The organism is Roseibium sp. Sym1, from assembly GCF_027359675.1.
Taxonomy (GTDB): domain Bacteria; phylum Pseudomonadota; class Alphaproteobacteria; order Rhizobiales; family Stappiaceae; genus Roseibium.
Genome location: NZ_CP114786.1, coordinates 4,581,956 through 4,607,420, shown reverse-complemented (window position 1 = coordinate 4,607,420; position 25,465 = coordinate 4,581,956). Strand labels below are relative to the sequence as shown.

The window sequence follows — 25,465 nt, the reverse complement described above, 5'->3', positions numbered from 1 at the left end:
TTGCCGCGTCAGGGAGCGGGAAAGAATGCGGTGCTCCGGCCGAGCAGCCGGTAGGCAATCAGGCCCACCCATTCGCGAAAGGCAACGTCGAACCGCCGCAGGCCCTTGGAGGCTCCGGAAAAACCAAGTGTGCTGTCCTCCTCCCCGCGGGTCCGGTAGTCAACCGGGTAGGCTATAACCCCGGTCCAGCCCGCGGTTTCAAAGACGCCCATTGCCCGGGGCATGTGATATGCCGAAGTGACCAGAAGCCATTTCTGTCCCGCAAGCGGACCGACAAGTTCCTTTGCCAGGACGGCATTCTCCCAGGTGTTCCTGGAAGCATCTTCCAGAACGATCCTGTCGGTCGAGATACCGAAATCCGCGAACAACCTTGCTGCGCCCTCCGCTTCGGTGGCCTGCGAGGAGACGATGACGCCCTGCCCTCCCGTATGAACGATCAGGGCATCGGGCAGTTGCGTTGCCAGCCGGGCCGCGATCGTGATGCGCTCGGCGGACGTGGTCAATGCCGTGTCGCCGCGCCCGCCGGTCACGATCGTGTCGACCGCCCCACCCAGCACGATAATGCCGTCCACCCCCGCAAGATTTTCCGGCCGGGAATACCGGTCTTCCAGCGGCAGGATCAGCCAGTTCGCTGCTGGCGAAAAACCGCAGATCGCAAGGCCCAGGGCCGCCGCCCAGATCAGCGCCCGCCCGGTTCCGCGCCAGGCGCGGCGCGCGCTCACAAGCAATCCGGCAAACATCATGATGAGGAGGAAATTGGACGGCTGCAAAAGAAAGCCACCGATCTTTGCGACGTAGAAAAGCATCAAGACTCCGACCGTTAACGACCTGAACACGCAGAGGAACGCGCGAAGCGGCCTTTTTTGAGGCTACACCGGCCCGACTTGAATCCGCAGACCGCAACCGACAGTAAATTACTGCGGCCGCCCAATCCGCACACCGCCGCCATCCAGTTAATTTACTCGACAACATGACAGATATGACAATATTCCCGCCATCGTATTTCCGAATACAATTGTATTAAATTGTGAGGCTGTGCCTTTATTTCAGTTATTACAACATTTTAATGAATTCACAACACTGATACCACTACGTTATCTTGTATAACGCGGAGGAATTCGATGAGCGCGCCAGTGGCAAAGGAACATGATTTTCCGGAACTGGAAAAGGCATCGATTCCGCTTGAAACATCCGGATTCTTCAACCAGATCATCAGGGAATTGTCCGGCGCCCTCCAGGATATCGTCGGATTGAACGAGGCCGAAGGTTTCATCACCCTGGTTGCCAACAGGATCGGCGAGCAGATCAACACGGACTACAAGAACGCGCTCCATGTCGACCAGATCCCAAAGCAGCACATCTCGGATGTCCTGATCGATCTGAAACGCCGGATCGAAGGTAAATTCACCGTCGAACACGAGGATGACAAGATCATCATCTTGCGGAACACGCGCTGTCCCTTCGGCGACAATGTTCTCGATCGCCCCGCGCTTTGCATGATGACCACAAATGTGTTCGGCAGAATTGCCGCCGACAGCAACGGCTATGCCCGCGTGGACATCGACAAGTCGATTGCCCGGAGAGACCACGAATGCCGCGTGATAATCCATCTTGTTCCCGACGAGGAACATGACAGTCGCAGCAAAGAATTTTACAAGGTGCGCTGATCGTGCCGCAATCCATCGCGATCATCGCCGCAACCATACAAACCATTCCACAGCCCATCATCATCCTTGATCCGACAGGTCGCATCCTGCTGGCAAATTCGAGTGCGCGGGAAAGTGCCGGACTGAGCGAGAAACAAAAGCTGTTCGACCAGGTTGTCGACGCGGAACGCGCAAGCGGTTTTTTCGAAATGTGCCGGTCCACGACAATGCCGGTACCGACGCGCCTGCAATTGAAGTCCGGCTTCCAGGGCGTCGCTTTTGGACATCGGCTTGCCATCCCCGAGACCAAACTCGACGGTGCCGTCATGATCCGTTTCGACGAAAGCATGAACCTGTCGGCGAAATTCGCGGCCCTGAATCACGACATCTATTCATTGACCAGCAAGGTGCGTCATTTCGGTCGGGAAAATTCCCAGCTTGAAAGCCTGGCGATCACCGATCCCCTGACCAAGGTATACAATCGCCGCGGGTTCGACAGGGAACTGGAAAAGGAATTCAGCCGCGCCACCAGATATGGTCACGTTTTTTGCATCACGCTGATCGATCTCGACCATTTCAAGGTTTTCAACGACACACACGGCCATCAACTGGGTGACGAGGTGCTTGTCCATTTCGCCGAACGGTGCCAGGAACACCTGCGTCAGACGGACGTTTTCTGCCGCGTCGGCGGTGAGGAATTTGCGCTCATCCTGCCGGAAACCGGCCTCCCGCAGGCGACGATCGTGGTCAACCGGATGCTGGAACTGATCAATGCGACACCGATGCATGCCAATGGGCAGCGCTATGCCTATACGGCCAGTGCCGGCCTGGCCGTTCTGCGAGACGGCGACACTCCGGAAAACCTTTACCTGCGCGCCGACCAGAACCTGTATGCCGCCAAGAAACAGGGACGCGCGTGTCTGATACACGATCTCGCCGGTCAGCTTGCGGAGACCTTTCAGGATGACGGCAGGCGACGGGAAGTGCCCACCTGACCCTCCGCCGCCGGCAGATGCCGGCTGACCAGGCGTCCACCGGATACCGACTTTCGCACCGGATGCCTTGTCAAGGAGCATGGCGGACGGACATGCGGGGCATATTCGACGACAGGCGACGCAGAAACGACCCGGTTTTCGGACGGCCCCTTCGGGGTTGGCCCAGGATCGTCCCTGAAGGCGTTGGAAATGCTCGAAACTGCGCTGCACTTCCTTGCGCTTTCCGCCTGTTCTGGAACGATCCTGACGCCAACGAGGCCAGTCGTGAATGTGTCACGACAGCCTGGTGATTTCCTTGCCACTTTTATAATTCTGTAAAGCTCTCGCCACATTTTACCGACACGTTCGCCACCCCGCCCCGGCCGGCGCCGTTGTCGACCGCTGCAGATATCATTGTTGTTTTTCACAAAGGTCCGAACCGTGATCAAGGTCACAGGGCATTTGCCCGGCTTACGGCACGCTGTCGGCATTGTTTCGAAGGCACTATCAAGGAAAGCCAGATGACTCTCTACATGAAGCTTGGCGGTCGCAAGATGATCCTGCAGGCCATGCCGCATCTGCTGTCTCGGCTGGAACAGGACCCGTGTTTCAACCTGGGCAATTTCCGTCAGGAATTGGAGCGGTCGGACGACCTGACCGAGTTCCTTGTCTTCCTGTCCGGGGGGGCGCCCATATATGAGGGCAAGCCGATCTGTGACCTGCTCTCGCCTATCTGCACCGACCGCGAGGTCTACGCACGTTTTGTCGACCATCTTGTCGCCGTCCTGCTGGGTGGATCGGCGGCAACCGGCGACGAGGCCGATCTGCGCATGCTCATGGACAGGTTGCGCCCGCATGTGCTCGCCCCCAGGCCGGTTGCTCCCGTCAAGGTCTTTGCCGTTGAACCGGAAATGCAGGGCGCGTGATCTGACAAAAAACGCCGGCCAGGGGCCGGCGTCTTTCATGTGCAGGAAACTGTTTCGTTCAGCCGAGTTCGTCGACGCTGGTAACGACCTTGCCGACAAGACCGTAATCGATGCCCTCTTCCGGGCTCATCCAGTAGTCACGATCCGTATCCTTCTCGATACGCTCGATCGGCTGACCGGTCGCGTCGGCAAAGATCTTGTTGAGCCGGTCGCGCATCTTGATGATTTCCTTGGCCTGGATCTCGATATCCGTCGCCATGCCGCCGGCACCGCCGGACGGCTGGTGCAGCAGGAAGCGGGTATTCGGCGTGCAGAAGCGCTTGTCCTTGGGAACCGACACGTAAATCAGGGCGCCCGCGCTGGCGACCCAGCCCATTCCCAGAATCCGGACTTCCGGCGAGATGAACTTGATGGTGTCGTGGATCATGTCGCCCGATTCCACATGCCCGCCCGGAGAGGACACGATAACGGTGATCGGATCGTTGGAAACCTGTGCCAGGGCCAGCAGGCGGGCACAGACGTCGCGGGCCATGTCCTGGCTCACCGGACCGGTGATCAGGACGGTGCGCGCTTCAAACAGATGCTTGTCGACCTGGATCGAAGGCTGGCTCTTGGCCTTTTCGTCCTCGTCATCATCGAGGCGTGCAGGCACCGTGGTCGAATAGTTTTTCATGCGCAGGATTAAGCTCCCTTGGCTGTTGGACCGGCCGAACCGGCAGTTTCTTCCGGTTGGCGGACGTATCCGCCACACCGGCTTTGAATCATGTGTAAGCGATGTGACGGGCGCTCGCAAATCATGAGGCTCTCCTTAGCGCGAAAAGAGTTATCAGATTGGCAACGACCGGCCCGTCATTCGCCTTGCTGCGACGGGTTGACGACCGGCTTTTCCTTCCGGCCGACAAGCAGATGCCAGACCAGCATCAGCCCGAACGGCAGCGACGGCCAGACAAACCAGAGTGTGCCGAGGCCCGAGGTCAGGAGATTGAGCACAAAGAAGAACGCGATCATGAATACACAACCGCGCACCTTGCGCGGTTGCGCCCTCAGCCAGCGGCGGGCCTGTTCGAACCCGTTTGCGAGAACCTGAGTGTCCCGTTCCCAATCCGGAGGAGGCATGGTCCCTTTCGGCTCAGCTTTGTCGCCATCGCGCGGCGCCCCGCCTTCCTGCGGCGCGTTCCGCCCGCCAAGCCGCACGGCATAGGTTTCAACGGGATCCGTCACGTTCTTGACGTGTTGAGGTCCCAGCGGATCGAAGCCCAGGGCCATCCTGGTCTTGACCTGGTCATAGACCGACTGGGACAGCATGATACCGCCCCTGGGAGCGAGTTCCTGCAGGCGGGCGGCAACATTCACGCCGTCGCCATAGATGTCGTCGCCCTCGACCATGACGTCGCCGAGATTGATGCCGATCCGGAATTCCATCCGGTTGAGGTCGGGCAGTTCCGCGTTTTTCAGGGAAAGCTCGTTCTGGATATCCACCGCGCACTGCACGGCTTCCGTCACCGACGAAAACTCGATGATGACGGCATCGCCCCAAGTGTTGACGATGCGGCCGTTGTGGCCCTCGGTCAATGACGACATCACCGACCTGTAGGCCTTCAGCCGATCAAGCGTACCATCCTCATCCCGCTCCATGAGCCTGGAATATTGTGCAACGTCCGCGCACATGATGGCCGCCAGACGCCGCTTGACCCGTTGCATGCTCTTACCCCTGATCTCACACACCTAGGAATGGGAAGGGCAATGGGAAATTGCAAGGACAAATAAACGTCTTTCGCCCTGACCGGCGAGTGCCCGAAGGGATGTCAAGGCTCTCCGGCAAGCCGCCGCAACACGGACAGCGCGTCTTCCGCGTGTTCCTCCGGCACGAAAACATGATCGTGGAAAAAGGCGGCAACGACATTCGCCGAAATACCCTTTTCGGCCAGGGCCGAGGCAACGGCAGCCGTCAGCCCGACAGCCTCCAGAGACGAATGCACGGTCAGCGTGATCCTGCGGAACCACTCGGCATCGCCCAGACCAAGCTCGCGGGCCCGCTCGACCGGCAGGATCGCGGTGAGGCCCTCCGTTTCGGCGAACAGGCCGATCGGCTCATACTCGGCGAGTTCACCCAGGGACTTCGTCGCGAAGGTGCAGAACACATACGGATCCGGGTCGAGCATCGGCCGCATCTGCGCAATCAGTGTGTCGAGATCTGTTTCGCCGCTCATGCCCGCTCCCGTCTCTAAAATTTCCTGCGCATCAATGGCCGTTTCGGACTGCGCCTTGCAATCTCTTCAAATCCGCTGCGCCGGAACACGGATGCAATCCCGACAAAGCCTTCGCCCCACTGAAGCGGCTTGTCCGATTCGATGGGACAGGCATCGAGGAAGGCCGCGCCCTGTGCCCGGACATGTTCGACGCCGGCCTCAAGCAACCGTGCCATCAGGCCGTCTTTCCGGTAGCCACTGCGGATATAGAAACACGTGACCGCATGGGTTGCACGGATCATTTCCCCTGTATCCGTTTCGAGAGGCTTCGAGGTCTTGCCGAGCTGAAACCGGACATAGTGTTCGCGCGGTCCGCTCGCAATCCAGCCGACAGGCAGGTCGCCATGGTAGGCAAGCAGCCCCGGCGCGGGTCCTTCGGTCACCTTGTCATTCAGGGCGTCCCGCCGCTCGTCCCGCGTGAGCGCCTGCCAGTCCTTGGCGCGCAGGAACGGCCACATGCACCAGCAGCCGGAACTCGCCCCGCGCTGGGGACCGAACAGGTCGACCAGATCGTCCCAGCGATCGGGTGTAAGCGGGTGAAAGGTAACGGCGAGTCCAGTCATGTGGCCTCTCTCCTTCTTTGCGGAAGAGAAGACCATGAATTATCTGCAATCGGCAATGCGCGGGACGGCGAAAGGTCTTGCCGGAGACAGCGCCGCTGTCCCTTCCCGACCATCGGCCTCAGCTTTCGAACAGGATATCGAAGCCACCGAACACCATGCGCTTGCCATCAAAGGGCATCTCTTCCGACGGATGGAGCTGATTGTGCTCCTCGATAACCCGTCTGAGGCCGACATCGCGTATCTCCTTGGACGGCCACAGCACCCAGGACAGGACCACCGTTTCATCCGGCATGCATTTGACCGCAAGAGGAAAGGACGTGACCTCGCCATCCGGCACGTCGTCTCCCCAGGTCTCCACCAGCTTGAGCGCACCGTGTTTGAGGAAGATCGGAGCCGACTTCCGCACGAAGTCCAGATAGGCCGCCTTGTTGGCCGTCGGCACGGCCGCGACAAATCCATCCACATAACCCATGACGTCCTCCTTGCTGCTCAGGCGGCAGCTTCCAGACCGGATATATCGATCTTCTTCATTTTCATCAGCGCGGCACTGACCCGCCCGGCGCTCTCCGGATTTCCGGACTGCATCAGGCGCGGAAGAGCCCTGGGAACGATCTGCCAGTGAATGCCGAAGCGGTCCTTGAGCCAGCCGCACTGCCCTTCTTCACCGCCGTCTTTCAAAAGGGCCTGCCACAGCCGGTCGGTTTCCGCCTGGTCTTCGGTCAGGACAGAGATGGAGGTCAGATGACTGGGCTCGACCTGCGGGTTTCCGTTCAGGATCATGTAGGGCGTGCCCGCCAGTGTGAACTCGGCCACGAGAACAGGTCCGCCCGGAACAGGCCTGACAATCGTTTCCATCCGGCTGCCGGGAAGAAGAGAAACATAGTAGTCTGCCGCCTCCTCTCCCTTTTCGCCGAAGAACAGGCAGGTCCTGACCTTGGCCTTCGGCTCTGGTACGGCACAGCTTCGGTTGCTTTTTTCGGCAATCGACACGGCGAGTTCGGCAAGCTGCGCGGACGCGGCCGTCCAGCCCGGCTCAAACCCCATCTCAAGATGCTTGTCCCGTCCTTCCGCGGTCGCATGGCGCGCGCCCCAGACCAGGCGCGTTACGCCATCCGGACAGTCGGAGAGTTCGACATAGCCGGTCATGAAGGCGTCTTCACGCGGCACGTACCCCTCCGCGAAGGCATCGGTGAAGGTCAACCGTTCACCGTCGACCACTTCCAGGAACATGCCCGTATTTTCGAAGCGTTCCCCGTTCGGTCCCGCCATGACGGTGTTCATGCGCCCGCCCGGGCGCACATCAAGATCGACCTCCGGAACGAACCAGGGCTTCGGGCAGAACCATTGTTTCAGAAGCTCGGCGTCCGTCCAGCAACGCCACACGGCGTGCCGTGGCGCAGCAATGTCCCGGCTGAGTTCCAGTGTCAGGCCATCCTTGCGAATATGGACTTCACTCATTGTCGTTTCCTCCCTGTGTCACACCGAACAGCAGTTCGACGTAGCGGATCAGATGTTCGATGCTGTCGACGGCGATTTGTGGATCATTGCCCGCCTTTGCCAGAACAAAACCGCCCTGGATGACCGTTTGTGTGTGCAGCGCCAGCCCTTCCGGCCCCTGGGGCAGGACTACGCCCCGCGCCGCCGCCGCTTCCGATATGTCCCCGACCAGTGTCGCCGCATGTCCGGTAATGCTCCGGTTGCAGGCCTCGCGGATCGCCGGACTGGTCTCGTAAACCTCCTGCACCATGGTTCCGACGAGACAGGTGAATTCAGGCACCGTGCCGGCGACAATCGCCTTGCGAAAGGCGAGATAGGCGAGAACCCTGTCGAGCGGATCCGCGTGTTTGTGAAACGGCGCCTCTTCGAAGAAGGCGCCGGTGGTCTGCGACCAGTAATCCGCCGCCGCGACCGCAAGATCGTCCTTGGACTTGAAGTGATGGAAGAATGCGCCCTTGGTCACCCCCGCCTCCCGGCACAGATCATCCACCGTGGTCGCCGAATACCCTTTTGTACGGATCACGCGAAGGGCGGCGTCCAGCAGCTTCGTCCGCGCATCCTTCCCTTTTCGAGTAGCTGTCTTGCTCATGATCAAAACATACCGACCAGTTGGTATGCTGTCAATTGATTGCGCGCAGACAAGGTCAGCGCTCCGTCTCGCCTGGGCGGTTTGCCGGAAACAACCACAGCTTGCCCTCCCGTTGGTGGGGCTGTCTCATGAGTTGTGCTATTTTGTATGGCATATGGGAGGTAAGGCTCATGACAACCTTGAAGCCGGACTGGGTCAAGGAAGCAAAGGCCTGGGACAAAAACGGGGATCCGGCCTACGATTCCTCGAAAGACCGCAATGTGGTCCTGGCTGAAATTGAGCGAAAGAAGAAGGCACTCACGGCGGTCGAAGCCGAAGCAGAGAAAACTTTCTCGGAGTTCTTCAAATCTGTATTCGATGTCGATCCGAAGACCATTGGCTACACGGCGGCGGGTGGTCTGAGCATCCTTGTCCTTTTCAAGCTGCTGGTGAAAAAGGCGGGAAAGGAAATTGCCGACGACTTTTTCGACACGCTCGGCAAAATGAAGGTGGACGAAGCGGTTGACGAAGTCCTGCCCCCTTCCCAGAGAACGTCACCCGGAAAGCGGCGCCTGAAATATGCCAAGAAGTTCGGTGGCAAGGTCCTGAAGCGGATTGGTATTGTCGAGCTGATCGTGTCGGCACTCACCGCCGCGGGGCTGTTCACAACAGGTGCCGTCTACTACAAAGCCCTCAAGAAACTTGACGAAAAAGAACGGATCCTGCGCCGGGCGCTCCGCTACGAGGCGCTGACTATCGATCCGACGACTTACCGGGAAATCGGCACTTTTGCCCCTCAGGTCAACGCGGAAAGGGCTGGCATAGCGGACAAGCTGGAAAAGGGCTGCGTGCTGCTCTGCCAGATCACCGAACGCTATTTCCTTTACGACGAAAAGAACGACGACATCATTTTCCGCGAAACCGATCACAAAGAGGAGTCCATGAGCCTGAACAACGGTCTTTGGGAACGAGAAATCCAATTCTATCCGATCGGTATTTTCGGATCATTCCTCGTTCGCATTTCGTTGTTCTGCCCGGAAACCAAAGACCTGACGGTTTTGACGGAGTATGAGCTGCCCTACAGGACCGATGTACCGCCCGGTGACGCCAAGGGCAAACTGACCAGCGAACACAATGATTGAGTCACGTAGGGTCACTTGAGCAACACGAAGGCCGCAGCCCCGCCAAACCGGCATCAAGGGCTTTGCCGGGTTCACGCAGGCATGCGGTCCGCGCACAGAGCCATGTTGCACAGCATTTCGAACATGATCGACACGCCGAGAAACGCCGTGCCGCCGCTGGTGTCGAATGGCGGTGACACTTCGACCAGGTCCGCGCCGGCGATGTTGACCCCGTCGAGCAGTCGGGCGACCTGAAGCGCCTGGAAGGAATTCGGCCCGCCGACCTCCGGCGTGCCCGTGCCCGGCGCAAAGGCCGGATCGACGAAATCGATGTCGTAGGAGACATAGGTTTCCTGCGTCCCGACGATCTCCTTCGCCTCCGCCATGACATCTTCGACACCGCGCGCATGGAATTCCTCGATCGCGATCACCCGGATCCCGACGCTGTCCGCGAAATCCCGGTCCTCGTTGTCATAGGCCGTGCCGCGAATGCCGATCTGGACCACCCGCTTCGGGTCCAGGAGCCCCTCCTCCACAGCGCGCCGGAACGGTGTGCCGTGGGTATAGAGCATGCCCCCGAAATAGCTCTTGTAGAGATCCGTGTGGCTGTCGAAATGAATCATGCCGAGCGGCCGCGTTCTGGCCAGAGACCGCAGGATCGGCAGCGAGCACAGGTGATCGCCGCCGGCGGAAAGCGGCCGAATGCCGGCGTCGACCACGCGGTCATAGAATGCCGTCATGCGGGTGAGACTGTCGTCGACGCTGGCCGGATTGGGTCCGACATCGCCAAGGTCGGCGCAATTGACCAGCTCGAACGGCCTGACACCGGTCGCCCCGTTCTGCGCCCGGATCATGGTCGACATGTCGCGCAACTGGCGCGGACCGTGCCGGGGACCCGGCCGGTTGGTGGTACCACCGTCCCAGGGCGTGCCGATCAACCCGATCCGGACATCCTTCAACCGCGGGTTGTCAAGGCCCACATGCGGCAGGCGCATGAAGGTCGGCACGCCGGCAAAGCGCGGCAGCTCGAAGCCGGAGACGGGATGAAAGAAGGCATTGGACATGGGAGGTTCCTGAAACAGGGAAGAACGCGCAGGGTTGTGGATACCCATTCAAGACCTGCCCGGCATGAAATTCAATCCGCCAGGGATCACCAGGGAACGGCCTTGCCCAGATAATCGAAGAAACCACCGCTCTCTTGTGCGGAGAGCCCCTCCAGGACGCCCAGCAGCCTCTTTGCCGCCAGATCCCGTTCCTGGACCTCAAGCCCGGTCTTGGCAAAACCGTCCGTCAGGGACGTGCGCACGGTGCCCGGGTGCAAGGCAACGCAGACCGCCTCGGGTTTCTTGCGTGCCAGTTCGACGGCCACTGTCCGCACAAGCTGGTTGAGCGCCGCCTTCGAGGCCCGGTAGGCATACCAGCCGCCGAGACGGTTGTCGCCGATCGAGCCGACCCGGGCCGACAGGGTCGCGAACACGCTGCGCCCCGTTTTCGGCAGGAGCGGCAGGAAATGCTTCATCAGCAAGGCAGGCCCGATGGCATTGACGGCAAAGGAACCGACAAGAGCATCCGGGTCGAGCTCCCGCCAGCTTTTCTCCGGACGACTGTTCTTCAACGCGAGGGCGCCGGTGGCATCGAAGACAAGACGGAGGTCGGACGACCTTGCCGCGACATGCTCCGCACAGGCCCGGATGCTGTCCTCGTCCAGAAGATCCAGCGACGGATCCGTGGCCCGGCCGAAGCCAAGCACCTCGTCATACTCCCGGGAATGCCGCAAGGCCTGCACAATTGCGGAGCCGATGCCGCCGCTTGCCCCGATGACCACCGCACTTCCCGTCATGTAGACTCCTTCCTGCTCAGGAAAGGATACGCAGCATCCGCGCTTCGGGATTGCCGCGCCGGTCAGACCGACGGTTGCCAGGCCCCCTCGACATAGACCGCTTCCTCGTCGCCCGGCCAGGGCGGCATGGAGATGCAGATGAATTTCAGCGGCTCCTTCCCACAATTCCGGTACTGGAAGGCCGTGCCGACGGGAATGTCGATGGATACGCCCGGGGTCAGCGAAACGACGGACTCGTTGACACCGTCGGAGCGCCAGATCTCGCCCTGCCCTTCGAGCACATGCCAGAACTCGGAAACGGTCTGGTGCCGGGTGGCCCGGTTGACCTGGCCCGCCGGAACCGTCGAATGGATCATGTTGCCTGTCGGGCCGTCCATGATGAAGCGGATGTCCGCCCCGGCCGGAGAACGCGCGTCGGGTTTCTCCGGCAGGTCTGTCTGTTTCATGCGGTCCTCACAGGGTCAGGCCGTCTTGTTGAAGATCTCGCGGCCGATCAGCATGCGGCGGATCTCCGATGTGCCCGCACCGATCTCGTAGAGCTTGGCGTCGCGCAGCAGGCGTCCCGTCGGGTATTCGTTGATATAGCCGTTGCCACCCAGCAGTTGGATCGCGTCCAGCGCCATCCTGGTGGCGTTTTCCGCCGCATAAAGAATCGCACCGGCGGCGTCCTCGCGGGTGGTCTCGCCCCGGTCGCAGGCCTTGGCCACCGCGTAGACATAGGCCTTGGAGGCGTTCATGGAGACATACATGTCCGCGACCTTGCCCTGGACGAGCTGGAACGTGCCGATCGGCTGGCCGAACTGCTCGCGCTCGTGAACATACGGAATGACCACATCCATGGCCGCCTGCATGATGCCTATGGCACCGGCCGCCAGAACCGCGCGCTCGTAGTCGAGGCCGGACATCAGCACGTTGACGCCCTTGCCGACCTCGCCGAGGACGTTTTCTTCCGGAACCTCGCAATCCTGGAACACCAGTTCACCGGTCTCCGATCCGCGCATGCCGAGCTTGTCCAGCTTCTGGGCGACGGAAAAGCCCTTGAATCCCTTTTCGACCAGGAAGGCCGTGATGCCCTTAGGTCCCGCATCCACATCGGTCTTGGCATAGATGATCATCGTGTCGGCGGACGGTCCGTTGGTGATCCACATCTTGGAGCCGTTGAGGATATAACGGTCGCCCTTCTTGTCCGCGCGCAGTTTCATCGAGACGACGTCGGAACCGGCCCCCGGCTCGGACATGGCCAGCGCGCCCAGGTGCTCGCCTGTGACCAGCTTTTCCAGGTAGCGCTTCTTCTGGTCGTTATTGCCCCAGCGGCGCATCTGGTTGACGCACAAGTTGGAATGCGCGCCGTAACTCAGGCCGATGGAGGCCGAGGCCCGGCTGACCTCCTCCATGGCGATGCAGTGTTCCAGGTAGCCAAGGCCGGAGCCGCCCCATTCTTCCTCAACGGTGATGCCGTGCAGACCGAGTTCGCCCATTTCCGGCCAGATCTCGCGCGGGAACCAGTCTTCGCGGTCGATCTTTTCCGCCAGCGGCGCAATGCGGTCCTGGCTGTAGGAGCGGACCGTGTCGCGCAGCATGTCGGCGGTTTCGCCGAGGTCGAAGTTGAAGGATGGAAAATCGTTGCGGATCATGTTGATACCCTCCCAGGCGCCTCAGGGCGCTCGTATTTCACGAATTCGGTCAGCGTGCCGGCGTGGTCGTAAAGACGCCGGGCGCGCTTGTTGTGATCATGTGTGTGCCAATAGACCTTGCCGCTTGCGCACGGCGCAGCGTCCGCAGCGGCATAGACCGCCTCGATCAGTTTCCGTCCGACACCACCGCCGCGCAGGCCGGGGCTGACAAACAGGTCTTCCAGATAGCAGGTGGCTTCGTTCGACCAGGTGCTGTCGTGAAACAGGTAATGCACGAAGCCGACGAGACGGCCATCACGAACCGCGACACAGCCGCTGTGGCCGGTCTCGGAGAGAAGCCGTTCAAACAGGGATCCTGTGACCCCGGGGGCAAGGTCCTGCTCGTAAAATTCCAGATAGGCCTGCCAGAGGTCCGTCCACGCCGGCCTGTCAGTGTGCTCAAGCGCCCTGATGATGACATCGCTCATCGCTCAATCCTTCACGCCGGAAACGCTCATGAGCGTGAACAGGCCGGTGGCGACATGCACCTGGGTGCTGTCGTCCAGGCCATAGACATCCGCTTTCGCTATTGTCAGCGTGCGGCCCGGCTTGACCACCCTGCCCCGGGCCAGCAGCACCGGCTGGTTGGCCGGATTGAGCAGGTTGATCTTGTACTCGCTCGTCAGAACGCCGAAGTCGGGCGCGAACAGCGACAGCGCCGCGTAGCCGGCCGCGCTGTCCGCGATGGAGGATGTCGCCCCGGCATGGAAATAGCCGTGCTGCTGGGTCAGTTCGGGCGCCATCTTGAGTTCGAGGTCGACGGCACCTGGCGACAGATGGGCAATCTGCACGCCGAGATGGCTCATGAATTTCTGCGCGGCAAAGCTGGAGCGGACACGCGCGTTCCAGTCCGGATCCCGGGGTGACAGGTCCATTACGCTTTCTCCGATCTTGCACCGGTCGAAAGCTCTGCCATGCGCGCATGCGCGCCGGCCTCGACCTCGTCCAGTTCGAGCAGGGTCAGCTCGATGTCCCGTTGTTTTTCCAGGAGTTCGGCCCGGCGGGCGGCGATCCTGTCCAGAAGCAGGCGCAGCTGGCCGGATTCGCCCGGTGCACTGCCATACATCTCGATCATTTCCCTGATCTCGTTCAGGGAAAAACCCAGCCGCTTGCCGCGCAATATCAGCTTGACACGGGTCCGGTCGCCCGGCGTGTAAAGCCGCTGACGGCCCCGGCGTGTCGGAGACACCAACCCTTGCGCCTCATAAAACCGAAGCGTCCGGGTGGTGATGTCGAATTCCTGCGTCAGCTGGGTAATGGTATAATAGCGCTGCATGCCCGCTCCTTGTTGAAGCGCACAGTTTCGCCTTTTTACGTTAAAGTCAACACGTCTGTTTTTTAGTTTAAAAAACAGATATTTAAAGAATCACAACTTCAGGCCATCCAGGTCCGCCTCGGAGTGCAGCACGTTCAGGTCAACATCGGTGGAAACGCCCTTGACCCGCCCCTTGTCGTGATACTGCCAGAGAACCCAGCTGCCTGCATAGTCCGGCTGGTGCCAGATCGATCGCGCCCACAAGCGACGGTTCAGTCCGCTGCCCTTCAGATAGGTCTCGTAGAACTCGTCCGGTGCATAGAAGATCACCTGTTTGCCCCGCGCCTTCTCAACCAAGGTGGTGAAGGCGCTGATCTCCCGCAGCACCTCGTCGGCGGGGGGCCGGCGCGCGCAATTGCCTGTCAGCTCCAGGTCGAGCACCGGGGCCAGCATGTCGCTGTCGCCCGGCAGGATGCTCAGGAAGTTTTCCGCCTGCTTTTTCCCCGGCTGGCACAGGCTGAAATAGTGATAGGCGCCACGTGCCAGTCCTGCACTGCCCGCCCCGGCCCAGTTGCGCTGAAAGGCGCTGTCCTTGAAATCCCCGCCCTCGCTGGCCTTCATGTAGACAAAGGCCACGTCATCGGCTGCCACCTCGGTCCAGTCGATATCGCCGAGATGGTGGGAGACATCTATGCCGCGCACGGGAAAGCTGTTCCGGTCCGGTTCCCAGCTCATGAAGAAAAACGCCGCTCCGACAATCGAAATGACCACGCCGACCACAACATAGAACAAGGTCCGCAGGGTTGCTTGCAAGACATTCATTCCACCACCCGAAATCGCTCAAACCAAACCGATAGTGCCCCAAAACAATCCGGAATCATGCCAAAAAATTCGGCCACAGCGGCGCGGCCGCCAACTCCAGGACATTGCCGTCCGGATCGTTGAAATAGAGGCTGCGTCCGCCGGCCGGCCAGGTGACCTCGCTGGTCACCTTGACATCCAGTCCAGTGAGATAGTCGCGCCAGGCGTCCAGTTGATCAGCCGGAATGCGGAACGCGAAATGGCTGTGGCCCCTGGTATCGTGGCCCGGCACGATGCCACCGGGCGTTTCGACATCCTCTCCCGTGTGCCCCCGGTGAAAAACCAGGAGCGCCTGGGCCGGTCCCGCGTCATAGGCAAAAAGGCGCTCGCCGGCGACCATTCGCTTCAGACCGAGCACCTGCGAATAAAACGCATGGGCGGCCTCCATGTCGTCCACATAGACCGCGGTTTCCAGAATTCCGTCCAGCTTCGGCCGCATGGCCTGCTCCATTTGCACCGTATCCCGTTGGCCAAGCATAACGTGCTCTACGGGACTGTCGAGCGGCAGCTCCAGGCTGTGGATCTGGACCTTAAAGCGGAAAGTCGGGTGCCGTCATGACGGGACTGAATTCGGTGACCTGGTAGTCGGCGACACGTTCGGCCTTGAAGGGATCCTGCTCCAGGACGCGTTCAAGGGCCTCCCTGCTTTCCGACCGCGCCAGGATCACGCCTCCCGTCCGGGGGTTCTTCGGGCCGGAAGCCAGGAACAGCCCGTCCGCATACTGCGCCTCGAGGAACGCCCGGTGAGGCTCCAGCAGCCGGTCAATCGCGTCAAGGCCAGCGGTATAGGTCAGGTCGATTACAAAGAGGTTCATTTGGGGCGGGGCTTTCGGCTTCTTGTCGACAGTCCGGCCTGCCGCAGGAGGACAGGCCGGAGACAAGCGGGTCAGGCGACGGTCAATTTGACGTCGATGTTGTTGCGGGTCGCATTGGAATAGGGGCAGACCTGGTGGGCCTTGGCAACCAGATCCTCGGCGACGGCCTTTTCCAGCCCCGGCAGCGACACCTCCAGCGCCACGGTCAGGCCGAAGCCGCCTTCGGAACGCGGCCCGATTCCAACCGTCGAGGTGACAGTTGTGTCCGCCGGGACGGCAATCTTTTCCTGACCGCCAACGAACTTCATCGCGCCGATGAAACAGGCCGCGTAACCGGCTGCGAAAAGCTCTTCCGGGTTGTTGCCGGCCCCGCCGGCACCACCGAGTTCCTTGGGCGTTGACAGCGTCACCTTGAAGGAACCGCTCAGGGTTTCCGCGGCACCGTCACGGCCGCCGGTTGCCTTTGCACTGGTTTTGTAAAGCACATCTACAGCCATCTGATCTCTCCATAGCGGTCTGTATTCACTGGTCAATCGTTTTACATCGTTCAACATTAAATCGTGTACGATATAATTTACCCACATATACGCGTCACGGTCGGGCGTCAACAGGTTGCGACCATATCGCGCGCGATTTATAACGGGCACATGAACGAGACGACAAACCAGATGTCGCTTCTGGACGCGATCGGATTGTCCGCGCCCGAAGAGACCAGGAAACCGAAAAAGGACAAGCCGGCCAAGGCCGCCAAGTCCGAGAAGAAACCGCGCAAGAAGGCAGCAGCAAAAGCCGATGCCAAGCCGGCGACAGAGGATGTCGCACGGGTGGAAGCAAGCGCTGCGGCAGAGGTTGCAGACGCCCCGGCCCCGGAGCCATCATCGGCCGTTTCAGACGCAGAAACGCCGGATACCCCCGCGGCTGCGAACGGGTCCCTGCCACTCGACCAGTTTCTGTGCTTTGCGCTTTATTCCGCCAATCATGCGATGCACGGGGTCTACAAGGCGCTCCTGAAGGACGCCGGCCTGACCTATCCCCAGTTCCTGGCGATGACCGTCCTGTGGGAAAACAACAATGTGCCCGTCGGCACGATCACGTCGAAGCTGCAGCTCGACACCAACACGCTGACCCCGCTTCTGAAACGGCTTGAAAGCATGGGCCTGGTGACCCGCACGCGCAATCCCAAGGACGAGCGGCAGGTCATCCTCAAGCTGACCCGCAAGGGACGTGCCCTGCAGAAAAAGACCGAGCATTTCGGTTCCTGCATCCTGTCCTCGACCGGCCTCGAGATGGGGGACGTCATGGACCTTCAATCCAGGATCATGAAGCTGCGCGACAATCTGCGCGAGGCCGGCATCGACGCCTGACCGGCGAAACGCCCCTAAGAACGTCTTAGGGATCTGCCGGGCGCAACAGCGTTTGGCAGATCGTGCGTTTCAGGACATCCTGTGCGACTTCTTCCGGCCAGCCGCAGTCCCTGGTCAAAAGCCCCCAGGTCTGCACGCTGAAGGACGCCCACAGATAATCCGAGGCTTCCCTCGCGGACCAGGCTGCCTGCAAGGCCCCGTCCCTTTCCAGCGATCCTGTCAGGATCACGAGCCAGTCCCTCAGTTCCGACATCCTGTCTTCCCACGCTGCAGAGGCATCCTCGTCCGTGGTCCGAAGCCTGATCAGGTCCGAGGCAACGGGATAGATTTCCTGAACGAACCGGATCCAGACCTCGACCGCCGTTTCGAGCCGCAGCCCGGGATCGGCGATTTCGAAAGCCTTGTCGAATCGCGCCTTGATGTCGAGCCGCTCGTCCGTGCGCCGCACCAGTGCCAGGAGCAGCCCGCCCCTGGAACCGAAATGGTCGTAGACCGACTGACGGCTGATCCCCGCGGCGCGCGCAATCTCCGCCAGCGACACCTCCGCTCCGCGCGTAGAAATCAGGTCCCAGGCCCGGTCCAGAATTTCGGCGCGCGTCCGCGCCATCCTGCCTTCACTTGACACGTGTAAAGTTTCTCCCATATTTGACACGTGTAAAGTTACGGAGAGCGCACATGAACGTCAACCAGCAGGTTTCCCAATTCACCCATTGGTACGGCCCGGGCAGCGACGGCAGCTGCCCGACCGCGGACCAGTGGTCGCACATTCTCGGACGCGACAAGGACAAGCCGGTCACGCTGATCAATTTCTTCAAATTGCGGGACAAGGCGCACTACCCGGGCGGAGACGGCGACGCCTCCGGCCAGGACGCGTTCTCGAGCTATGCCTCGGTCAGCGTCCCGGCAATGGAACGTGCCGGCGGGCATTTTCTCTTCGTTGGCCCCTTCCAGGGCATGTTCCTCGGCGACGACGAGGACTGGGACATCGTCGCCATCGGCGCCTATCCGAACCTCGGGGCCCTGACGGCGCTCTATTCCGACGAGAGCTATCGTGGCGCCTTCCACCACCGCACGGCGGCCTGCGCGCGCCAGAAGGTCCTGGTCTGCGGCGATTAAAGCGGCAGGCCGAACCACAGGGCGGCAATGCCGAGAAAGGCAAAGAAGCCGACCACGTCCGTCACCGTGGTCACGAACACGCTGGAGGCGATCGCAGGGTCGACATTGACCCGGTCCAGAACGATGGGGATCAACAGGCCGGAAAGGCCCGCGAACAGCATGTTGATGACGATCGCCCCCCCGATCACGATGCCGAGCCCGGGACTGGAGAACCACAGCCAGGCCGTGATCCCGATCAGCACCGCAAGGGCAATGCCGTTCAGCATGCTGACCAGGACCTCGCGGTTGAGCACGCGCAACATGTTGCGCGCGCTCAGCTCCTGGGTGGCGATGCCGCGCACCGCGACCGTCATGGTCTGCGTGCCGGCATTGCCGCCCATGGAGGCAACAATCGGCATCAGCACGGCCAGCGCAACCATCGCCTCGATCGTATCCTCGAACAGGGCGATCACCACGGATGCCAGGATCGCGGTGCCCAGATTGACCACCAGCCAGGTGAAGCGCGAGCGCGCAATGGTGACGACGCTGTCCGAAATTTCCTCGTCGCCCACCCCGGCGAGCGCACGGATGTCCTCTTCGGCCTCTTCCTGGATGACATCGACGATGTCGTCGACCGTCAGAACGCCGACAAGACGCTCGTTTTCGTCGACCACGGCGGCGGATACCAGGTTGTAGCGCTCGAACCGGCGGGCCGTCTCTTCCTGGTCCTCGGTCGCCAGCACCGCCTGTCGCGTCTCCTCCATAATGGAGGTGACCTTTTCCTTGCGCTTGGTGCGCAGGATCTTGTCCAGGTGAACCGAGCCGAGCAGCTTGAATTTCGGATCGACCACGTAGATCTCATAGAAGCTGTCCGGCAGGTCGCGCGCCTCGCGCATGTAGTCGATGGTCTGGCCGACGGTCCAGAACGGCGCCACGGCGATGAACTCGCTCTGCATGCGCCGGCCGGCGCTGTCTTCCGGGTAATCGAGTGCCTTTTGCAGCTGTGCCCGGTCCGCATAGGGCAGACCTTCCAGGATGGCCGCCTGGTCGTCCTCGTCCAGATCCTCGAGAATGTAGACGGCGTCATCGGAATCGAGATCTTCAAGACCCTCGGCAATGACGTCGTTGGGCAGCTCTTCCAGCAGCTGCAGGCGGACGGCCTCATCGATCTCGGTCAGGGCCGTATAGTCGAAGTCGTCCCCAAGCAGGCGAATGAAGGACGCCCGATCCTCCGATTCGAGCGTTTCCAGCAGGTCGCCGGTGTCCGCCTCGTGCAGGTCTGCAGCCAGTTCGCGCAAGCCGTACTGGTCGTTGGCACGGATGGCCGTTTCGACGGCGGCAATGAAATCCGGGTTGAGATGCTCTTCCTCGTCGCGAACGGGTATCGGCGGTTCAGGATGTGCGGTCACATCAAGCTCAGCTGCTTCGCTCATCCGGCACCCCCTTTTCGCCTGTTGATCTCAACCGGCACACCGGCGCCGGACCTCTCGTTCAGAACTAGCGTTTGCGAGGGAAAAGCGCCACCGGAAAAGCGAAACCGGTCCACAGACTTAGAGCGAAAACGCCCATGCACGGCCCAGGGCCCGCCATTGGCTGAACCTGTTCAAAACCCGGAGCATCCCTTGTCCCTTGCACTCTTGCGCAGGGTTTCCAGATAGGCCTCGACCTTGCCCGGCAGGATCGTTTCGTCGTCCGAGATGCAGCGCGGTGCCCGCCTGAACGCGCGGCGCGCCCGCTCGCTCTTCAGGCACACCCGTCCTTCCGCAAGAACCTCCTGCTCCGTGTACCAGAGCTGCTGGCAGGTCATCGCACCGAAGCGTCCGGGATTGACGGTGAGCGTCTGCGCCTCGGCTCTTGCCCCCGCCAGCAACAGCAGCACAAAACCGAACGCGGCAACCCGCTCGCGTTGGAACGGCCCGGTAAAAGCCGCTCGCGTCGCCTTCCACCGGCCACCGAAATGTCCGGATTTTCTCCTGTCGATCGCTATCGGTTCACCCTCCCGTGCTTGCAGGGACACAAAACGATGCAGGAATGCGGCATCAATAGGGTCGGGAATGACCGGCACACCCTTTCCGGAAGGTAGCAAACGGCTATTGCCACCTGCCAAGCCTTTCGGAATGGGGAGTGAATTCCGAGGAATAGGCCTCTGCCCGGGCCCGCAGCAGAAGCTGGCGGCCTTCCCTTGACCTGACGGAGACCAGCTCCGCCGGCGACACGTGCTCCCGCCAGTGTTTCAGGAAACTCTCGGCATGCACCTTTCGACCGGCAAGGGCATCCGGAACCGGATGAAAGTCCACCTGTGCCGTCCCGCCGAGGCCGCGCACGCGTCGCACAAGAAGGTACTTGGGTGTATCGACTGGCCCGAGCAACTGTTCGAGGCAGGTCAGGAACAGCGCCTGCTCCTTCGGCTGCGCGCCGTCCAGGCTGCACAGGTGGTCGCCATGCAAAAATTGCACGACCGGTGTCAGGCGGGCCGGCGCGCTCTGCAACTGCCTCGTCCCGGCCAGCGCCTGCAAGACCGCCTGTCCGATTTGCCTGAGGTTCCGGTCGAGGGACCGGTTCCTGAACCAGTGAACAAAGGAGCGGACCCCGCCTTGTTTCCGCAGGACCGTGAGCGCCAGTCCGAACACCACCAGGGCAACGGCAATCCCGACCGGTGCCGCAGCCTTGATCGCGGCGCCAAGACCGACACCGGCCACAAGGACGGCAACGGCCGCCACCCCACTGGTGCGTACCGCGCGACGATAGACCCAGGTCTGCGGCGCGCGGCGCACAGCCGCCATCGGTCTGAGCCGGGCCTCCGGAGCGCTCCTGAAAAGCGCTTCGGACCAACGCTCGACGAGCCCGGACCGGTCCGCGCTCCTGGCGAAGGTCGCCCCGTTCAGCCGCTCCGGTGCGTCCCCGCTCCACGCGACCCCGGCAAATCCGAGCCGGCCGAGTCCGGTTTCGATGAACGGTGGGTCGGACACGCTCAGCCCTTCAAACGCCTTGAACCGTCGCACAAGAAGCGCCGCATCCTGGCCGAGATCCTCGCGGATGGGTGCAGGTGACGGCAATCGGCCGGCGAGCCGGGCCGACAGGAAATCGACTCCGGGAATGCTCCCCTGCAGTCCGTTGTCTCTCGGCAGGTTCACACAGGCAAGATGCCAGATATTCGCGGTCTTCTGCGGATTGGCCGGATCCGTTCTGATGGCGCGGCCGCGCATCTGGTTGGACAGCATGAACGACCCGACGGTGCTGGCCAGAACCAGGCTGTTGATGCAGGGCGCATCCCAGCCTTCGCCCAGCAGCGATTGCGTTCCGACCAGCACGGTGACACCACCCTGCTCGAAGACCTCGGTGACCAGGTGCACGCTCTCATGCTGGAAGCCTGACGCCAGTTCGATTTCGACATAGTCCGGATCGTGCGGCAGGGAACGAATGCGCAGGTCGCCGCGCCCGATCCCCCTGGCAACGGCCGCCTCCTGGTAGAACGGCATGGCGGCAACCGGCAGAATGACCAGGGAACCGGTCAAAAGGCCCACCTTGTAGAAGTAATCCCCCCGCTGGCGCAGCACCTCGAACAGCGGCACCGCCCCGATCTTCACCGGTTCATAGACCCTCTGCCCGGGTGACGGCACCAGATCGCGATGGATGTAGTCGGTCAGGATGACCATGCGCAGCTCCGTCCCCAGGGCCGAGCTTTCAGCGGCAACGATCGACCGGATGCTCCGGATCTTGCCGAGGCTGTTGCGCAGCATCCGGTCGATCTTGTCCATGTTGGCGAGCATCGGTTTCCCGCCCCGCAATCCCCCAAAGCTTCGAAGCTCCTTCGATATCCGTTTCCTCGTGTCCGGATCGAACCACTCTGCACTCTCTCCGGAAAGGACCCCGTCCAGCAGTCTTTCCAGAAATTCCCGGTCGAGACCGGGTAATTCGGCAGCTTCGAGACTGAAGAGCGCCAGAGCCTCGGGCGACGGAGAGCGCCCGGCAGCCTTCAGGAACACCATGCCGGCAAGACAGAAGGCGGCATGTTTGAAAATCGCGTCTTCGTGCTCGGACGGTGACGCGAAGCAGGGCAGGTTTTCAAGCCTCTCCAGGAATGCCGGATCGTGCAGAAGATCGTGGGCAAAGCCGTTCAGGTTCTCGGCGAAGGCGTCGATGAAGGCGGTTTCCGCGTCCGTCGGCGCGGAAAAACACACGAGGTCCTGATGCGGGCAGAGATCCCCCGTCTTCACCAGCTCCGGAACCGAGATCTCGCAGTCGATCGGACCGCACAGCGCCTCGTAATTGTCCCACTCGCGCGCGTCCGTGTCATAGGGCGGGGTCGCGGTCAGCGAGACGGTCGTGACACGGCCCGGCAAACGTTGCTTCAGCTGAATAAGGGAACGCTGCCAGTCCTTGCGAAGGTGATGAGCCTCGTCGAACACCAGCGTCCCGATACCCTGGTCGATCAGACCTTGGAGGAGTTCCGGCCCCGAACCTGCCTCCGGAAAACCTTCTTCCTCGCCGGAAAGCCCGGTCATGGCGGCATGAAAGCCCTGATAGGTCACGATCGTGACCGGTCCGGGCCTCCTGATATCGAGCGAGATCCAGTGGGCGTCGGCGCCTTCTGGCAGGAACAGCTCCACAAGCCGGGCCTTCCACTGGGTGCGAATGGCCAGAGACGGTGCGAAAATGACGGCGGGCTTGCCGAGCCGGCGCATGACCTCCAGACCAAGGACCGTCTTGCCGGATCCCGGCGCGGCAACCACATGCAGTTGCGCATCGTCCAGGTGGCCGTCCAACTCGTCCAGCACACGCTGCTGGTAGCTGCGCCAGCCGTGTCTGAATTTCAGGTCTTGCACTATCTTGTCAAAATGCACGGCTCTCGCCCGGCTCCGGGAACGGTAACCCCGGAAGATGCGGGGGCTCGACAATATCGCGAGGTCAGGCGCCTCAGTCTCGCGCGCATTCCGGCGGGCTCGTGTCCATGGTCCAGTCGGCCACCCTGGTCGCGGGCAGCTTGGTCTTGAACTTTGTTTCGTTGTGAACACCGGACCCGGTCAGCAGGTTGACGTCACACTGACCGGCGGCGTCCGGATCAAGCGTGTCGTAGTAGCTGAAGGTATATCCGGCGATGAGGAATTCACCGCCACGATAGGCAATCGTGAGGATTTGCTCCCAACGGTCCCGGCCGATGGCGGAGTTTTCCGAATAGATCTTGAGAGACCCGTGTTCGTTCGCCTCCAGCCACGGCTCCTGCCCGTACAGGCCGCCGCGCCAGACGATATCCCTGGCGTGAACCGCCTCGACCCAGCCCTCGCCCGCGTCGGTATAGATGTAGAGATCCGCGCCTTCCTGCGTTTCGGACAGCACCGCACGATAGCGATAGATGTCGCCATCGACCGGCACGGTCGCCGATCCGGCGACAGATTGCGGGGCGATCATGGCCTCTTGGGCGGTGGCGACACGCGAAACAGCAATTGAGCAGCAGATAGCCAGCATCGACATCGAGACAAAGGCTTTGAAGGGCAGCATCATTGGGGCTCCGGCTCTCAATGGCCGTTCGCGACACAAGCTGGTCGACGCGGCAGGACATGTTGTTTGGCAGAAGAAAGCACATTCGGCGGGCCGCCAAAAGTCTGTTTGCGCGACAAGCCTTTCGGGAGCTGCAAGAGACCGGCTTCAAAAACCAAAAAGGCCGCCCGAGGGCAGCCTTTGATGCAACATCCGTTGCCGTTCGAATGGTGCGGTCGAGAAGACTCGAACTTCCACGGGTTTTACCCCACAGCGACCTCAACGCTGCGCGTCTACCAATTCCGCCACGACCGCATATTCGATTGTTCCCGGCGCCTGTCAGCGTCGAGGCGCTCCATGTAGCAAAAGGATTTTGGGGGCGCAAGTGCCCTTCTCGCAATAATTCACAGGCACGCGATTTTTCTTCAAGAAGCCAGGTTTGGCCCGTTACAGCGGCCCGTCGGTGCGCATCGGCCGGATCTCCGGCGGCCGCATCAGGACTTCGGTGATCGAAATGCCGATCCGCTCGCCGAGCAGCACCACCTGCCCCTTGGCAACCAGGGTCTGGTTGGCATAGATCTTCACGTCGTCGTCCTCGGCAACGTCCAGGTCGATCACGGCCCCGCGGCCCATCCGGAGCAGCTGGTGCACCGGCATCTCGTTCTCGCCGAGCACGACGGAGATATCGACTTTGATCTCATCGAAGGTGGTCATCGGACGTCTTGATCCTTAAATAGGGCGAACCCGCCAGCGCCAACCATACCACGGCACGGCCTGCCAGCTCAAAAAACAAAGAACTGTCATCCACATGTCACCCGTCGAAAGAGACACGATTTCCTTGAGTTTCCTGCCGGAATCCGGCGCTCCGCCGGTGGAATGGCGAATTTCCGACGACCTCGTCGATTACGACACGGCGCTTCGGGAAATGGACGAGCGGGTGAAGAGAATCATCTCAGGTGACGCCGGCGAACAGGTCTGGCTGCTCGAACACCCCCCGCTCTACACCGCCGGCACCAGCGCAAACGACGGCGATCTGGTCGCCCCCGACCGCTTTCCGGTCTACCGTACCGGCCGCGGCGGCCAGCATACCTATCACGGGCCCGGCCAGCGGGTGGCCTATGTCATGCTGGACCTGAAACGGCGCCAGCAGGACGTGCGCGCCTTCGTCTCAGCGCTCGAGGCCTGGCTGATCAACACGCTGTGGCAGTACCACATTCGCGGCGAACGGCGCGAGGACCGGGTCGGTGTCTGGGTGCGGCGTCCGGACCGGGGACCGACGGTCGAGGAAAAGATCGCCGCCATCGGCATCCGACTGCGCAAATGGGTCACCTTTCACGGCATCAGCTTCAATGTGGAGCCGGAACTGGAGCATTTTTCCGGCATCGTGCCCTGTGGCATCACCGAGCACGGGGTCACCAGTCTTGTTGACCTCGGCATTCCCGTGACCATGGCTGAAAACGACAGCGTGATGCGCGCGGAATTCGAGAAGATTTTCGGGCCGACCGTGTCTTCTTGAACTGTTCCGGTCCCGGTAAAACGA

General features: G+C 61.3%; 32 protein-coding genes and 1 tRNA gene. 7 read left to right on the top strand and 26 right to left on the bottom strand.

Features of this window, described 5'->3' with window-relative positions; translation table 11 throughout:
* Positions 1-8: 8 nt before the first annotated feature.
* Entirely contained in the window at positions 9-806 is a 798-nt protein-coding gene (locus tag O6760_RS21115) for a YdcF family protein (protein WP_269581658.1), read from the bottom strand.
* Between the two features lie 315 nt (positions 807-1,121).
* On the opposite strand from O6760_RS21115, the gene O6760_RS21110 reads away from it, so the two are divergent.
* The 3 genes from O6760_RS21110 (at position 1,122) to O6760_RS21100 (ending at position 3,546) form a co-directional block, all read left to right on the top strand.
* The gene (locus O6760_RS21110; RefSeq protein WP_269581657.1) at positions 1,122-1,667 is read left to right on the top strand and encodes a methanogen output domain 1-containing protein; all 546 of its coding nucleotides are present in this window, start codon (positions 1,122-1,124) and stop codon (positions 1,665-1,667) included.
* Between the two features lie 2 nt (positions 1,668-1,669).
* A complete protein-coding gene (locus O6760_RS21105; protein ID WP_269581656.1) occupies positions 1,670-2,641 on the top strand; it encodes a GGDEF domain-containing protein in 972 nt (323 codons plus the stop codon).
* Between the two features lie 500 nt (positions 2,642-3,141).
* The gene (locus tag O6760_RS21100) at positions 3,142-3,546 is read left to right on the top strand and encodes a Clp protease ClpP (RefSeq protein ID WP_269581655.1); all 405 of its coding nucleotides are present in this window, start codon (positions 3,142-3,144) and stop codon (positions 3,544-3,546) included.
* Between the two features lie 58 nt (positions 3,547-3,604).
* Here O6760_RS21100 and O6760_RS21095 read toward each other — a convergent pair whose 3' ends face one another.
* The 7 genes from O6760_RS21095 to O6760_RS21060 all read right to left on the bottom strand — a co-directional run bounded on the left by O6760_RS21095 (position 3,605) and on the right by O6760_RS21060 (position 8,444).
* Complete coding sequence (locus O6760_RS21095) at positions 3,605-4,219, bottom strand: ATP-dependent Clp protease proteolytic subunit (RefSeq protein ID WP_269581654.1); 615 nt, start codon at positions 4,217-4,219, stop codon at positions 3,605-3,607.
* Positions 4,220-4,395: 176 nt separating this feature from the next.
* Positions 4,396-5,247, bottom strand: coding sequence for an adenylate/guanylate cyclase domain-containing protein (locus O6760_RS21090; RefSeq protein ID WP_269581653.1), 852 nt, complete (start codon positions 5,245-5,247; stop codon positions 4,396-4,398).
* Between the two features lie 104 nt (positions 5,248-5,351).
* Positions 5,352-5,756 (bottom strand): ACT domain-containing protein, encoded by a 405-nt coding sequence (locus O6760_RS21085; RefSeq protein WP_269581652.1) that lies wholly within the window; start codon positions 5,754-5,756, stop codon positions 5,352-5,354.
* A gap of 14 nt (positions 5,757-5,770) precedes the next feature.
* Positions 5,771-6,358, bottom strand: a complete 588-nt coding sequence (locus tag O6760_RS21080) for a GNAT family N-acetyltransferase (RefSeq protein ID WP_269581651.1) — start codon at positions 6,356-6,358, stop codon at positions 5,771-5,773.
* Between the two features lie 118 nt (positions 6,359-6,476).
* Positions 6,477-6,830: a DUF1428 domain-containing protein gene (locus O6760_RS21075; RefSeq protein ID WP_269581650.1), complete on the bottom strand. Its 354-nt coding sequence runs from the start codon at positions 6,828-6,830 to the stop codon at positions 6,477-6,479.
* Between the two features lie 17 nt (positions 6,831-6,847).
* Complete coding sequence (locus O6760_RS33385) at positions 6,848-7,816, bottom strand: VOC family protein (RefSeq protein WP_332306200.1); 969 nt, start codon at positions 7,814-7,816, stop codon at positions 6,848-6,850.
* Entirely contained in the window at positions 7,809-8,444 is a 636-nt protein-coding gene (locus tag O6760_RS21060) for a TetR/AcrR family transcriptional regulator (protein ID WP_269581649.1), read from the bottom strand. The genes O6760_RS33385 and O6760_RS21060 overlap by 8 nt, the downstream gene beginning before the upstream one ends.
* 101 nt (positions 8,445-8,545) lie before the next feature.
* Between O6760_RS21060 and O6760_RS21055 the strand changes: the two genes are divergently transcribed.
* A complete protein-coding gene (locus O6760_RS21055; protein ID WP_269581648.1) occupies positions 8,546-9,565 on the top strand; it encodes a hypothetical protein in 1,020 nt (339 codons plus the stop codon).
* Positions 9,566-9,636: 71 nt separating this feature from the next.
* Here the strand turns inward: O6760_RS21055 and speB are convergent, their stop codons facing one another.
* The 11 genes from speB to O6760_RS21000 all read right to left on the bottom strand — a co-directional run bounded on the left by speB (position 9,637) and on the right by O6760_RS21000 (position 16,485).
* Positions 9,637-10,608: an agmatinase gene (gene speB, locus O6760_RS21050; protein ID WP_269581647.1), complete on the bottom strand. Its 972-nt coding sequence runs from the start codon at positions 10,606-10,608 to the stop codon at positions 9,637-9,639.
* An 86-nt stretch (positions 10,609-10,694) separates the two neighbouring features.
* Positions 10,695-11,384, bottom strand: a complete 690-nt coding sequence (locus O6760_RS21045) for an SDR family NAD(P)-dependent oxidoreductase (RefSeq protein WP_269581646.1) — start codon at positions 11,382-11,384, stop codon at positions 10,695-10,697.
* Positions 11,385-11,446: 62 nt separating this feature from the next.
* Entirely contained in the window at positions 11,447-11,830 is a 384-nt protein-coding gene (locus O6760_RS21040) for a cupin domain-containing protein (RefSeq protein WP_269581645.1), read from the bottom strand.
* Positions 11,831-11,845: 15 nt separating this feature from the next.
* On the bottom strand, positions 11,846-13,018 hold the full coding sequence (locus O6760_RS21035) for an isovaleryl-CoA dehydrogenase (RefSeq protein WP_269581644.1): 1,173 nt from the start codon (positions 13,016-13,018) through the stop codon (positions 11,846-11,848).
* Positions 13,015-13,485, bottom strand: a complete 471-nt coding sequence (locus tag O6760_RS21030; protein WP_269581643.1) for a GNAT family N-acetyltransferase — start codon at positions 13,483-13,485, stop codon at positions 13,015-13,017. Before O6760_RS21030 ends, O6760_RS21035 begins: the two co-directional genes overlap by 4 nt.
* Before the next feature lie 3 nt (positions 13,486-13,488).
* A complete protein-coding gene (locus O6760_RS21025; protein WP_269581642.1) occupies positions 13,489-13,932 on the bottom strand; it encodes a PaaI family thioesterase in 444 nt (147 codons plus the stop codon).
* Positions 13,932-14,333, bottom strand: coding sequence for a MerR family transcriptional regulator (locus tag O6760_RS21020; RefSeq protein WP_269581641.1), 402 nt, complete (start codon positions 14,331-14,333; stop codon positions 13,932-13,934). Before O6760_RS21020 ends, O6760_RS21025 begins: the two co-directional genes overlap by 1 nt.
* Before the next feature lie 90 nt (positions 14,334-14,423).
* A complete protein-coding gene (locus O6760_RS21015) occupies positions 14,424-15,134 on the bottom strand; it encodes a glycoside hydrolase family 25 protein (RefSeq protein ID WP_269581640.1) in 711 nt (236 codons plus the stop codon).
* Positions 15,135-15,189: 55 nt separating this feature from the next.
* Positions 15,190-15,612: a VOC family protein gene (locus O6760_RS21010; RefSeq protein WP_269581639.1), complete on the bottom strand. Its 423-nt coding sequence runs from the start codon at positions 15,610-15,612 to the stop codon at positions 15,190-15,192.
* 91 nt (positions 15,613-15,703) lie between these two features.
* Positions 15,704-15,988 carry a YciI family protein gene (locus tag O6760_RS21005; RefSeq protein WP_269581638.1) on the bottom strand — a complete coding sequence of 95 codons (285 nt, stop codon included), beginning with the start codon at positions 15,986-15,988 and terminating at the stop codon, positions 15,704-15,706.
* A gap of 71 nt (positions 15,989-16,059) precedes the next feature.
* Positions 16,060-16,485 carry an organic hydroperoxide resistance protein gene (locus O6760_RS21000; protein ID WP_269581637.1) on the bottom strand — a complete coding sequence of 142 codons (426 nt, stop codon included), beginning with the start codon at positions 16,483-16,485 and terminating at the stop codon, positions 16,060-16,062.
* A gap of 150 nt (positions 16,486-16,635) precedes the next feature.
* On the opposite strand from O6760_RS21000, the gene O6760_RS20995 reads away from it, so the two are divergent.
* Positions 16,636-17,352 carry a MarR family winged helix-turn-helix transcriptional regulator gene (locus tag O6760_RS20995; RefSeq protein ID WP_269581636.1) on the top strand — a complete coding sequence of 239 codons (717 nt, stop codon included), beginning with the start codon at positions 16,636-16,638 and terminating at the stop codon, positions 17,350-17,352.
* Between the two features lie 25 nt (positions 17,353-17,377).
* Here the strand turns inward: O6760_RS20995 and O6760_RS20990 are convergent, their stop codons facing one another.
* Positions 17,378-17,959: a TetR/AcrR family transcriptional regulator gene (locus O6760_RS20990; RefSeq protein ID WP_269581635.1), complete on the bottom strand. Its 582-nt coding sequence runs from the start codon at positions 17,957-17,959 to the stop codon at positions 17,378-17,380.
* A 68-nt stretch (positions 17,960-18,027) separates the two neighbouring features.
* Here O6760_RS20990 and O6760_RS20985 point away from each other — a divergent pair, with 68 nt between their 5' ends.
* On the top strand, positions 18,028-18,468 hold the full coding sequence (locus O6760_RS20985; protein WP_269581634.1) for a DUF1330 domain-containing protein: 441 nt from the start codon (positions 18,028-18,030) through the stop codon (positions 18,466-18,468).
* Here O6760_RS20985 and mgtE read toward each other — a convergent pair.
* From mgtE to O6760_RS20955, 6 genes are all read right to left on the bottom strand, one after another.
* Positions 18,465-19,880 carry a magnesium transporter gene (mgtE, locus tag O6760_RS20980; RefSeq protein ID WP_269581633.1) on the bottom strand — a complete coding sequence of 472 codons (1,416 nt, stop codon included), beginning with the start codon at positions 19,878-19,880 and terminating at the stop codon, positions 18,465-18,467. The genes O6760_RS20985 and mgtE overlap by 4 nt on opposite strands.
* A gap of 170 nt (positions 19,881-20,050) precedes the next feature.
* A complete protein-coding gene (locus O6760_RS20975) occupies positions 20,051-20,512 on the bottom strand; it encodes a hypothetical protein (protein WP_269581632.1) in 462 nt (153 codons plus the stop codon).
* Positions 20,513-20,537: 25 nt separating this feature from the next.
* A complete protein-coding gene (locus tag O6760_RS20970) occupies positions 20,538-23,273 on the bottom strand; it encodes a DEAD/DEAH box helicase family protein (RefSeq protein ID WP_269581631.1) in 2,736 nt (911 codons plus the stop codon).
* Positions 23,274-23,364: 91 nt separating this feature from the next.
* On the bottom strand, positions 23,365-23,949 hold the full coding sequence (locus O6760_RS20965) for a hypothetical protein (RefSeq protein ID WP_269581630.1): 585 nt from the start codon (positions 23,947-23,949) through the stop codon (positions 23,365-23,367).
* Positions 23,950-24,153: 204 nt separating this feature from the next.
* Positions 24,154-24,240 (bottom strand) — tRNA-Leu (locus O6760_RS20960).
* A gap of 132 nt (positions 24,241-24,372) precedes the next feature.
* Positions 24,373-24,639, bottom strand: a complete 267-nt coding sequence (locus O6760_RS20955) for a FliM/FliN family flagellar motor switch protein (protein WP_269581629.1) — start codon at positions 24,637-24,639, stop codon at positions 24,373-24,375.
* Positions 24,640-24,733: 94 nt separating this feature from the next.
* On the opposite strand from O6760_RS20955, the gene lipB reads away from it, so the two are divergent.
* Complete coding sequence (gene lipB / locus O6760_RS20950) at positions 24,734-25,441, top strand: lipoyl(octanoyl) transferase LipB (RefSeq protein WP_269581628.1); 708 nt, start codon at positions 24,734-24,736, stop codon at positions 25,439-25,441.
* Positions 25,442-25,465: the final 24 nt, after the last annotated feature.

Bases quoted from the DNA above. Each gene is read 5' to 3' on its own strand.
- O6760_RS21115 (WP_269581658.1), bottom strand. From the start codon at position 806: ATGCTTTTCTACGTCGCAAAGATCGGTGGCTTTCTTTTGCAGCCGTCC.
- O6760_RS21110 (WP_269581657.1), top strand. From the start codon at position 1,122: ATGAGCGCGCCAGTGGCAAAGGAACATGATTTTCCGGAACTGGAAAAG.
- O6760_RS21100 (WP_269581655.1), top strand. From the start codon at position 3,142: ATGACTCTCTACATGAAGCTTGGCGGTCGCAAGATGATCCTGCAGGCC.
- O6760_RS21095 (WP_269581654.1), bottom strand. From the start codon at position 4,219: ATGAAAAACTATTCGACCACGGTGCCTGCACGCCTCGATGATGACGAG.
- O6760_RS21090 (WP_269581653.1), bottom strand. From the start codon at position 5,247: ATGCAACGGGTCAAGCGGCGTCTGGCGGCCATCATGTGCGCGGACGTT.
- O6760_RS21085 (WP_269581652.1), bottom strand. From the start codon at position 5,756: ATGAGCGGCGAAACAGATCTCGACACACTGATTGCGCAGATGCGGCCG.
- O6760_RS21080 (WP_269581651.1), bottom strand. From the start codon at position 6,358: ATGACTGGACTCGCCGTTACCTTTCACCCGCTTACACCCGATCGCTGG.
- O6760_RS21075 (WP_269581650.1), bottom strand. From the start codon at position 6,830: ATGGGTTATGTGGATGGATTTGTCGCGGCCGTGCCGACGGCCAACAAG.
- O6760_RS33385 (WP_332306200.1), bottom strand. From the start codon at position 7,816: ATGAGTGAAGTCCATATTCGCAAGGATGGCCTGACACTGGAACTCAGC.
- O6760_RS21060 (WP_269581649.1), bottom strand. From the start codon at position 8,444: ATGAGCAAGACAGCTACTCGAAAAGGGAAGGATGCGCGGACGAAGCTG.
- speB (WP_269581647.1), bottom strand. From the start codon at position 10,608: ATGTCCAATGCCTTCTTTCATCCCGTCTCCGGCTTCGAGCTGCCGCGC.
- O6760_RS21045 (WP_269581646.1), bottom strand. From the start codon at position 11,384: ATGACGGGAAGTGCGGTGGTCATCGGGGCAAGCGGCGGCATCGGCTCC.
- O6760_RS21040 (WP_269581645.1), bottom strand. From the start codon at position 11,830: ATGAAACAGACAGACCTGCCGGAGAAACCCGACGCGCGTTCTCCGGCC.
- O6760_RS21035 (WP_269581644.1), bottom strand. From the start codon at position 13,018: ATGATCCGCAACGATTTTCCATCCTTCAACTTCGACCTCGGCGAAACC.
- O6760_RS21030 (WP_269581643.1), bottom strand. From the start codon at position 13,485: ATGAGCGATGTCATCATCAGGGCGCTTGAGCACACTGACAGGCCGGCG.
- O6760_RS21025 (WP_269581642.1), bottom strand. From the start codon at position 13,932: ATGGACCTGTCACCCCGGGATCCGGACTGGAACGCGCGTGTCCGCTCC.
- O6760_RS21020 (WP_269581641.1), bottom strand. From the start codon at position 14,333: ATGCAGCGCTATTATACCATTACCCAGCTGACGCAGGAATTCGACATC.
- O6760_RS21015 (WP_269581640.1), bottom strand. From the start codon at position 15,134: ATGAATGTCTTGCAAGCAACCCTGCGGACCTTGTTCTATGTTGTGGTC.
- O6760_RS21010 (WP_269581639.1), bottom strand. From the start codon at position 15,612: ATGCGGCCGAAGCTGGACGGAATTCTGGAAACCGCGGTCTATGTGGAC.
- O6760_RS21005 (WP_269581638.1), bottom strand. From the start codon at position 15,988: ATGAACCTCTTTGTAATCGACCTGACCTATACCGCTGGCCTTGACGCG.
- O6760_RS21000 (WP_269581637.1), bottom strand. From the start codon at position 16,485: ATGGCTGTAGATGTGCTTTACAAAACCAGTGCAAAGGCAACCGGCGGC.
- O6760_RS20995 (WP_269581636.1), top strand. From the start codon at position 16,636: ATGAACGAGACGACAAACCAGATGTCGCTTCTGGACGCGATCGGATTG.
- O6760_RS20990 (WP_269581635.1), bottom strand. From the start codon at position 17,959: ATGGCGCGGACGCGCGCCGAAATTCTGGACCGGGCCTGGGACCTGATT.
- O6760_RS20985 (WP_269581634.1), top strand. From the start codon at position 18,028: ATGAACGTCAACCAGCAGGTTTCCCAATTCACCCATTGGTACGGCCCG.
- mgtE (WP_269581633.1), bottom strand. From the start codon at position 19,880: ATGAGCGAAGCAGCTGAGCTTGATGTGACCGCACATCCTGAACCGCCG.
- O6760_RS20965 (WP_269581630.1), bottom strand. From the start codon at position 23,949: ATGATGCTGCCCTTCAAAGCCTTTGTCTCGATGTCGATGCTGGCTATC.
- O6760_RS20955 (WP_269581629.1), bottom strand. From the start codon at position 24,639: ATGACCACCTTCGATGAGATCAAAGTCGATATCTCCGTCGTGCTCGGC.
- lipB (WP_269581628.1), top strand. From the start codon at position 24,734: ATGTCACCCGTCGAAAGAGACACGATTTCCTTGAGTTTCCTGCCGGAA.